Source organism: Chitinophaga sp., assembly GCF_036569125.1.
Taxonomy (GTDB): Bacteria; Bacteroidota; Bacteroidia; order Chitinophagales; family Chitinophagaceae; genus Chitinophaga.
In genome coordinates this window covers 1-8994 of sequence record NZ_DATCRF010000399.1, presented here as the reverse complement: position 1 = coordinate 8994, position 8994 = coordinate 1, and the positions used below count along the sequence as shown (strand labels likewise).

The 8994-nt window shown below is 48.1% G+C and carries 9 protein-coding genes and 1 pseudogene; 4 read left to right on the top strand and 6 right to left on the bottom strand.

Features of this window, described 5'->3' with window-relative positions:
* The 4 genes and pseudogenes from VIM87_RS14955 to VIM87_RS14940 form a co-directional block, all read right to left on the bottom strand.
* Positions 1 to 314 (bottom strand): annotated as a pseudogene (locus VIM87_RS14955) (hypothetical protein); the annotation flags it as partial.
* A gap of 212 nt (positions 315 to 526) precedes the next feature.
* Positions 527 to 688: a phosphatidate cytidylyltransferase gene (locus VIM87_RS14950; protein ID WP_089919611.1), complete on the bottom strand. Its 162-nt coding sequence runs from the start codon at positions 686 to 688 to the stop codon at positions 527 to 529.
* Positions 689 to 859: 171 nt separating this feature from the next.
* The gene (locus VIM87_RS14945; protein ID WP_331997767.1) at positions 860 to 1123 is read right to left on the bottom strand and encodes a SemiSWEET transporter; all 264 of its coding nucleotides are present in this window, start codon (positions 1121 to 1123) and stop codon (positions 860 to 862) included.
* A 32-nt stretch (positions 1124 to 1155) separates the two neighbouring features.
* Entirely contained in the window at positions 1156 to 2490 is a 1335-nt protein-coding gene (locus tag VIM87_RS14940) for a glycoside hydrolase family 27 protein (RefSeq protein ID WP_331997766.1), read from the bottom strand.
* A 141-nt stretch (positions 2491 to 2631) separates the two neighbouring features.
* Here VIM87_RS14940 and VIM87_RS14935 point away from each other — a divergent pair, with 141 nt between their 5' ends.
* The gene (locus VIM87_RS14935) at positions 2632 to 3726 is read left to right on the top strand and encodes a DUF695 domain-containing protein (protein WP_331997765.1); all 1095 of its coding nucleotides are present in this window, start codon (positions 2632 to 2634) and stop codon (positions 3724 to 3726) included.
* Between the two features lie 5 nt (positions 3727 to 3731).
* Here the strand turns inward: VIM87_RS14935 and VIM87_RS14930 are convergent, their stop codons facing one another.
* A complete protein-coding gene (locus VIM87_RS14930) occupies positions 3732 to 4457 on the bottom strand; it encodes an SDR family NAD(P)-dependent oxidoreductase (protein ID WP_331997764.1) in 726 nt (241 codons plus the stop codon).
* Between the two features lie 117 nt (positions 4458 to 4574).
* On the opposite strand from VIM87_RS14930, the gene VIM87_RS14925 reads away from it, so the two are divergent.
* The gene (locus VIM87_RS14925; RefSeq protein WP_331997763.1) at positions 4575 to 6860 is read left to right on the top strand and encodes a family 20 glycosylhydrolase; all 2286 of its coding nucleotides are present in this window, start codon (positions 4575 to 4577) and stop codon (positions 6858 to 6860) included.
* On the opposite strand, the gene VIM87_RS14920 is transcribed toward VIM87_RS14925, so the two are convergent.
* Complete coding sequence (locus tag VIM87_RS14920) at positions 6857 to 7459, bottom strand: YhcH/YjgK/YiaL family protein (protein WP_331997762.1); 603 nt, start codon at positions 7457 to 7459, stop codon at positions 6857 to 6859. The two genes, VIM87_RS14925 and VIM87_RS14920, sit on opposite strands and share 4 nt — an antisense overlap.
* Before the next feature lie 138 nt (positions 7460 to 7597).
* On the opposite strand from VIM87_RS14920, the gene VIM87_RS14915 reads away from it, so the two are divergent.
* Together VIM87_RS14915 and VIM87_RS14910 are read left to right on the top strand one after the other, a co-directional pair.
* Positions 7598 to 8689, top strand: a complete 1092-nt coding sequence (locus tag VIM87_RS14915) for a metallophosphoesterase (RefSeq protein ID WP_331997761.1) — start codon at positions 7598 to 7600, stop codon at positions 8687 to 8689.
* 54 nt (positions 8690 to 8743) lie between these two features.
* Positions 8744 to 8994: hypothetical protein (locus VIM87_RS14910; protein WP_331997760.1), on the top strand; the 251-nt coding region annotated here is incomplete at its 3' end.

Sequence of the window (8994 nt, the reverse complement as noted above, 5' to 3'; positions counted from 1 at the left end):
CCGTTGGCAGTATCTAACGGCGAAAGGGTGACACTGTTCTCGATGTACAAACCCAGCGGGGAATGATCAGGTTTATACATGCCGCCGTTCATGGCAAATACCAGCCGCTGTTTACGCGCTTCCAGCCAGCTCTTTAAACGTTGTATACTTCCGAAAGGTTTATGCTGATCATCTTTCCAGTACAGCTGCAGTTGCTGCTTTTTAAGATCCGCTGTATAGGTAATGAACCGGCTGCCGGCTGTTTGGGCATTCGCGGCAAATGAAATAGTGAGCAACAAAATGGAGATACCTGTAAGTATCCGGCTTCGTTTCATGGTATAGGCGGGTTTACTTTGTATAGTTACGCCGATATATTTGTTTTTCAAAATGCTGTCCGGGCTGCTGCAAAAAAAGAAGGGCAGCCCCTTCCGGAACAGCCCATCTATCAGAAACGTTACAGGCTTTACCTCCGAGTAATCGCCGGCGTAATTTTCCAAACCATCCGGACTAACGCCTGCTGATATACCAAAAAAGAAAAGCCCGGCCTTTATTTTCGCCCCCTGGTGACCAGGAAAATGATCAATCCTATCACAATGGCTACGGCTATAATACCCGTCCATACGCCGGCTTTAAAAATACCGCCTATTACCTCACAACTGGTAAGTGTTACGGCGATCAGTGCTAACATGCTGTAAGTGAGCTGCTTCATGCGATAGTTGTTTGGTGATATTAACAGCTTTTACATAATCTGTGCCGTTTTGAAGACTGGCCTGCATGGCTATGGCTTAGCTGCTTCCAGCATAATAGATTGGGTAGATTGTTCTACAACTTGCATGCTGTTTCGCAGGATAGGAGGACGGTACTTCTCCTATTAACACCGCTATTCATTGTCTTTATACTTGTACTTCAGCACCAGCATAATAATATTCAGCAGCAGCGAAAATGAGTTGGTTAATATAATAGGCAGCTCCGACTTAGCCACGCCAAACCAGATCCACAAAGCATTGCCCATGAGCAAAACAATGAACATGAACAGCGACACTTCCTGCGCTTTCTTTTGTTTAAGCGTGGTAACTAATTGCGGCACTAATGACGTTGCGGTGCAGATGCCCGCTATAAACCCGATGATATCTATCAATTCCATGTTTCACTGAAGGTACTGAATTAGAACATGGCTTACTTTATTTTATACAAGCCTGCTCCATGTGGCTGAATAGCCGGAGCAAATACGCCGGAGAATTTGCCCATTGGCTTTCCACTCCAAAGGTCTGTAATGGCGCCGGGGCCGGTAATGCCCAGCTGCTCCAGGTTCACTGAAACAGGCGCCTCCTTATCTGCTTTATTAAAAACAGCCAGGTAACGTGCGCCCGTGCCTGGTTCTTCCGCTATCCAGGCGGCTTTATCGGCATCGTTAAAAAGCGGCCGGTTATTGGTGCTGTGATTTAAAACAGCCAGCACCCCTTTATTGGTTAACAGTGAAGTGGTAAAGGCGTCATTGTCAGGCAGGTTGCCGCCAAACATCAGCGGTGATCTGAAGATGCACCATAAGGTCATTAAGGTATATTGTTCGGGGCGGGTGAACTTGGTCATACGCGGGTTACCGCGCTCAGCCCGTATGCCTATGCGTCCTAAAGGCAGCATATCGCCATCGGGCCAGGCGCCTGCTGCCCGCCATTTATTCCAGCGCTCAAACACTTCAAAGTGCTCATTTAACGGTTCCCAGCTGTCCCAGAAATCGTTCACGGTGCGCCACATATTGGCATGCTGCTGTACATGCGCTGCATGCGCGATGGGTGTTTCTCCCGGCGAGGTGCTTAACACGATCTTTCTGCCTGTACGGTCTATGGCCTTGCGGATCATTTCTATTTCTTCTGCAAAATAAATGGGCGCCGACAGATCATCTACCTTCACAAAATCAAGTCCCCAGGATGCATACATTTCAAAAAGGGCGTTGTAATATTCCTGCGCGCCGGCCTTGCCGGGCACCACGGTGTACATATCGTGCAGCCACAGGCACTGGTCTTTATCAGAGTAAATATCCTGCGCGGTCAGCTGGGTGCCTTTTATGGGCAGCTTGCGCTGCACCGCTATTACCGGTACACCCCGCATAATGTGGATGCCGAACTTTAAGCCCTTACTATGCAGGTAATCGGCCAGGGGCTTAAAGCCTTTGCCGCCGGCTGATGATGGAAAGCGGTTCACTGCGGGCTGAAAACGGCCGTATTCATCTATGTTATACTGCGGATCTTTTTCATTATAACCGTGCGATTTATCATTAGCTACGTACCAGCGTATATCAACCACCACATACTCCCATCCGTATTTCTTCAGGTTTTTGGCCATGTAATCTGCATTGGCTTTTACCTCCGCCTCTGTAACGGTGGGGCCGTAACAATCCCAGCTGTTCCAGCCCATTGGGGGTGTTGCCGCCCAGTCATGAAAGTTAGTGGAAGACTGCGCATAAGCAGCAGCATTGCAGGCAATAAGCAGTATAACAAGTAGCTTTTTCATATATCCGTGGTTCAATGAGTGTTAGATTGACACGCAATATAAGATACTTCTCCGGTAATTAACAGCAAAGCAGCACATCTTCATGCTAAAAAGTGCTTATCTTCAGCCCTGAACATAACCGTACTAAAAAAGCTGACATCAATGGGTCTTTTAAAAAGCATTTTTTCCAAAAAAGAGGCGCCTATAAGGTCTTACGAAGATTTCTGGAACTGGTTCCGGAAAAATGAAAAGACCTTTTTTAAGGTGGTAAAGGAAAGAGGCGATATTGAAAAGGTATTTTTTGATAAGCTGTCGTCCAAATTGGGTGAGCTGAAAGAAGGCTTTTACTTTTTAACCGGTATGCTGGATGATAATACCGTAGACCTGGTGATCACCGCGGAAGGAGCTATTAAACACATTGTTTTCGTGGAGGAGCTGATACAATCGGCGCCCGATATTCCGGGCTGGAAGTTCACTGCTTTTAAACCGGCGTCAGACATCCGCAACAGCAATCTTAAAATGGCCGGCCACCTGTTTAACAGTGATACGATGCGTTTTTATGCGAACGAAATCCCGGAGTATCCTGATGAAATAGATATTGTGATCACGCATGATGAGCTGAATGAAGAAAATAAACAAACCATCATTAACGGCATCTACATTTACCTGGATACCTACCTGGGTGAGCTGAACTTTGCCACCACGATTGATAATTTAAAAGTGATCCGGAACCATGAAGCACAGCAGGAATGGATCCCCATTGAAAAGCTGAAGGATTTCCTGATCTGGCGGCAGAAAGAGTTCATAGAAAAATATGAGGGTACCCGGCACGATACGGAAAACGACAACTACGCCATGCTGGAAGCAAAGCTGAAGAACGGCAATATGCTGCTGGCAGTCATCAACACCGATCTGCTGGAATGGGATAGCAAAGCCTCTCACCCCTGGATCTTAAACGTTGAAATAAAATACGGCAGTAAAAATGATGGCGGCATGCCCAATGATGCTACCTACCAGCTGCTGAACGAGATTGAAGATGCCATATTAAGCGAGCTGAAAGATTATGAAGGTTACCTGAACATTGGCCGGCAAACCGCCAACAGCGTGCGGGAGATCTTCTTTGCCTGTAAAGATTTCAGGAAACCCTCTAAAGTAGTGTATGACATTAAAGACCGGTACGCCGGGCAAATCGAAATCGGCTTCACTATTTATAAAGACAAATACTGGCAATCCTTTAACCAGTTCAGGAGCAGCTGATATTCTTACGGCAGCTTAGCTACCAGCTTTTCCGGCATCCATTTCAGCGCAGTATAGATCAGCTTCCATTTAAAACCGGGTACAATGGTGAAACCGCTGCCTGCATTCACTACTGCTGCAGCAATATATGCAGGCTCCAGCATTAAAGGCTCCGGCAGGTTTAGCCCGGCCGTCATTTTACTACGGATATAGCCGGCCACGATCACATTTACAATAATGCGGCGGGAGAAAAGATACTGCCGTAAGCCGGCCAGGTATTGTGTAAAGGCTGCTTTGGTGCTGCCGTAAATAAAATTGCTCTTACGCCCTCTTACCCCTGAAAGCGACGACAGGCCTATGATACGCTCCAACCGCTCATTTTCCTTATCCATGGCAATAATGTTCAGGATAGATACGGCGCCTGCATAATGTACCTGCATCATGCGAAAGCTGCCTTCAAAATCAAGCAGGGCTTCTTCATTTTGTTTCAGGTAACCGGCGGCATATACCACAATGTGGGGCTTTTCAGGCAGCTGTTGGTAAAAGCCGGCATGGCTTGCAAAATCAGCCGCATCAAAGTAAAGGATGGTCACCTGCTCCTTTTTCGGCACTTCCTGCTGCACAAAAGCCTGCAGCGCAGCGGTGCTGCGGGAGGCCGCTATTACCCGGTAACCTTTGGCGGTGTATTGTTTAATGGCCGCTTTGGCTACATCGGAATTAGCGCCCAGCAACAGAACCGTTTTACTTTGCATGCGATAGGTTTAGGGGCATAAAGATAGTGATACATTTTAACCAATTAATACCGCCATTTTCCGCATGTATTGTTTTTCGCTGAACCCTTCAGTAGCTTTACCTGTTTAAACAGAACAATGACACGTCTTCTTTCCAGGCTCCTGTTAATAGCAGCCATCACCTTGCAGGGCGCTTATGTATGCGCACAAACCAATGCCCGTTTTCCGTTGATCCCCTACCCTGCTTCACTGGAAGCCGGTAGCGGAACCTTTTCAATTACACCGCGCAGCACCATTCAGGCAGATGCCGGTTTTGAAAATGCAGCAGCACAGCTGCAGCGCCTCATGAAACAGGCATTGGGCAAACCACTGGCTACAGCGGCTAAAGGACAGATCGTGCTGCGAAAGGATGAAACCATCACCGCTGCAGAAGGATACCGGATCAATGTATCTGCCAGCCAGGTGGTGCTATCAGCCCAAACCGGCGCAGGTATGTTCCGCGCAGTGGAAACCCTGCGGCAGCTCCTGCCCCTGGCCGTTGAAAAGAGAACAGCATCCGCGCAGCGCCTGCCCGTACCGGCGCTTAGCATCACAGACGAACCTTCCTATGCATGGAGGGGCCTTCACCTGGATGTATCCCGCCACTTTTTCAGCATCCAATACCTGGAAAAGCTACTGGACCTGATGGCGCTTTATAAGATGAACAAGCTGCACCTGCATTTAACAGACGACCAGGGCTGGCGTATAGAGATCAAAAAATATCCTGCGCTTACGCAGCAGGGCGCCTGGCGCACGTTTGACAAGAACGATTCGGATTGCATACGCCAGTCGAAAGAGAACCCTGATATGGCTATTGATGCTTCCCATATTATTAAACGGGATGGCAAAACCCTCTACGGCGGCTTTTATACACAGGAGCAAATAAAAGCGCTGGTAAAATATGCGGCTGCGCGCTACATTGATATTATTCCTGAAGTTGATATGCCGGGCCATATGATGGCCGCTATACATGCTTTTCCGGAGCTGTCGTGCGAAGGCGGCAGCAAATGGGGCGAGCTATTCTCCACTCCCATCTGCCCCTGTAACGAAGGCACCTATGAATTTGCAGAAAATGTTTTTTCAGAGATCATTGCCTTATTCCCATCGGAATACATTCACCTGGGAGCAGATGAGGTAGACCGTAAAACATGGGCAAAAAGCCCGGCCTGCACTGCGCTGATGGAAAAAGAAGGATTAAAGAACACAGCCGAGCTGCAAAGCTATTTTGTAAAACGTATGGAACGCTTTTTCCAGTCCAAAGGCAGAAAGCTTATAGGCTGGGATGAGATCCTGGAAGGCGGCATCAGCCCTACTGCCAATGTAATGTACTGGCGCAGCTGGGTGCCGGATGCCCCTGTTACAGCGGCCCGCAACGGTAACCATGTAATTATGAGCCCTGGTAACCCTTTGTATTTTGATAACCAGCCCGATGCTAATTCACTTTCCAATATTTATAAGTTTAAGGTAGTGCCGGAAAAGCTCAGCGCTGAACAGGCATCGTTCATCATTGGCGCACAGGCCAACCTGTGGTCAGAACATGTGCCTTCTGAGCGCCGTGCCGATTATTTATACTTTCCCCGCATGCTGGCATTAGCGGAAAGGGTGTGGAGCAAGAACCTTGATTATACTGCCTTTCAGCAACGCCTGCCCGCCCATTTCAAACGGCTGGAAACATTAAAGGTGCATTACCGCCTGCCTGACCTGGGTGGTTTTACAGCGCAGAATGTATTTGTAGACAAGGCTGTGCTGGATATTAAAAAGCCGCTGCCCGACCTTACTTTGCATTACACTACAGATGGCAGCCTGCCGCAGTTCAGCTCCCCCGCATTAAATAAACCGCTGGTAATTACCAAACCGGTTACCATTAAGCTGGCAGCGTTTAGCCCCGGCCGTAGCCGCGGTGATATTTATACGCTGCAATATAAAAAAGAGGCTTACCAGCCGGCCGTACAAACCTTTGCCCCTGTAAAGGAAGGGCTGCAATGCGCTTACTACAAAAAATATTACCTAAATACCGGCGGCATGAAAACTTCTGAGCCCGACAGCCAGTTTGTGGCAAAGGACCTGGTAGTGCCTGCCTCCGTAAATGCGCCCAGCTTTGGTTTAAAATACACAGGCTTTATTGATGTGCCGGAAACAGGCGTGTACAGCTTTTATTTCCTGTGTGATGATGGCGGCGTATTAACCATTGGCGATAAGGAAGTGGTAAATAACGACGGGCAGCATGCACCCATTGAAAAATCTGGGCAGGTGGCTTTGCAGAAAGGCCTGCACCCCTTTACCCTTGATTTCATTGAAGGCGGCGGCGGATTTTCACTGGGCCTGAAATACAGCATAGGCAACAGCCCCATAACAGAGGTACCGGACAGCTTTTTTAAACATTAATCCTGCTCAACCGGCAGGTCTATCGTTTTTACTTTTATAACCAGCTTTTTAACAATGGTTTCGCCGGGTACCTGTATGGTGGGGCGGTGCGCATCGTGCGGGAAAAGCATATAAATAGTATCCGGCCGGGCCGTATAGTATTTTGCGGCGCTGGTATCAATACCGGCAAAGGGGTTGGCGGCCGTAACGGTTACCGGCGCCACGCCTATCATCTCCTTTCCTTTTATAATGTACTGGATGTCGGTGTAGTCTTTATGAAACTCCCATTTGGTTTGCTCAAAAGCACGTAAAGGGCCCGCAGTAACGGATGCAAACACAATGTTGCTGTCGATCGGGTATTTGCCGGGGGCCATTTCCTGCAGATTGTTTTCCTTTATAAACCGGAAAGCTTTTTTCCAGCGCAGGGAGTCGGCATGATACTGGCGGTAAAAGGTGTTGTAATTAAAACCGGTGAACATTTGCTGCGGCATGCCATCCGCCCAGGTTCTGCTTTTATACCACTGCAGTTCCTTCTTACCCGTGGCTTTGCGTATAACAGAGCAGGCGCTCAGGAGCAGTACTGCTGAGATGATCGTGGAAAGCCTTATGCTGTTTTTCATAGAAGTAAGATAATACTATTTACGATTTCAGATTTTAGATTTACGATTTGATTAAAGCGAATAGTTGACTTTAGGTCTTATATTTGATTGATGTGAATGAAACGGCAAATCTAAAATCGTGAATCTAAAATCTAAAATTTGAAGAAACTTCTTCAATGGGTATTCCGCAAACCCGTGATCTGGCTGGCTGACAGGTTATCATCCCACCCGGAAAAGGCGGCTGTTTTCAGCTCGCTCAGCCAGCTGCTGCAGGAGCTGCAAAAAGGAAAAACCACCCGCGGCGTCACCTTTTCGTGCCTGCCGGAAAACACGCGTTTCATCATCTTCTCCGACCAGCACAAGGGCGGCAAAGACGCAGCAGATGATTTTGCCACAGCAGAAAGCAATTACATGACCGCTCTCAGCTGGTATTACAGTAACGACTATACGCTCATAAACCTGGGCGACTGTGAGGAGCTGTGGGAAAACAAACCCACCACGGTAATTGAAAAAAACCGGCTAAGCTTACTGGAAGAAGCAAAGTTCCTGCAGCAAACCCGCTATTACCGCATTTTCGGGAATCATGACCTGGAATGGAACTACCTGATCCCCCGCCAGCAGTTCCTGAAACCCATTTTTGGCGAAAAGCTGAAGGTGTATGAAGGCCTGGTGCTGCAAATACCCTATAACAACCAAACCTACTCCTTTCTGCTGACACACGGCCACCAGGGCGACCTGCGGAGCGATGGCAATGCCTTTTCCAAATGGTTTGTAGCCGCCATCTGGACGCCCATCCAGCGTTTCCTGGATATCCGTGTAGATACCATTTCCGACTCGTTTGACCTGGTAGACCGCCACAACGTGGTGATGTATGAATGGACCCTGGAATATAAAAACACGTTCTTAATTTCCGGGCACACGCATAAACCGGTTTTTGCTTCCCTTGATCATATTGACCGGATCACAAAACAGCTGGAAAAAGCAAAACAGGCGGGCAACACAGCGCTCATGAACACCCTGCAGGCTGCGCTGGAAAAGCGCCGCGCAGAATATGCCGGCAAACAATTTGTAAAAACCATGGCGCAGCCCACCTACTTTAATACCGGCTGCTGCTGTTTTAGTGACGGGGATATTACCGGCATTGAAATAGCGGAAGGTTTTATCCGGCTTATTAAGTGGGAAGAAGGTGAGCGGAAAGTGCTGGAGGAATCGCCTTTGTATTATTTGTTTGACCAGCTGCCTACGCAGTAAATTTATTTCCTGCCGTACCCAACCTTTCGCCTGCATGCTGCTGTCTATACCAGCATGATCACTTCATCCGGCGAAAGCTTTACCCAGGACCCGTATACCCAGGAGGTTAAAAAAGTTGTTAACTCATGGTTTTCCAAAACCATTGATGGCATTCACTTTTCCCATCAGCCCATTTATGGCTATCGCACCAAATATGCGGCCACCAGCAATATTGCGCGGTACATGGTTACCCGTTCTATTCTAAACGCGCTGGGGCGTTTTTCCTTTTCCAGCTTTATTGATGTGGGAGGTGCGGAAGGTTATAC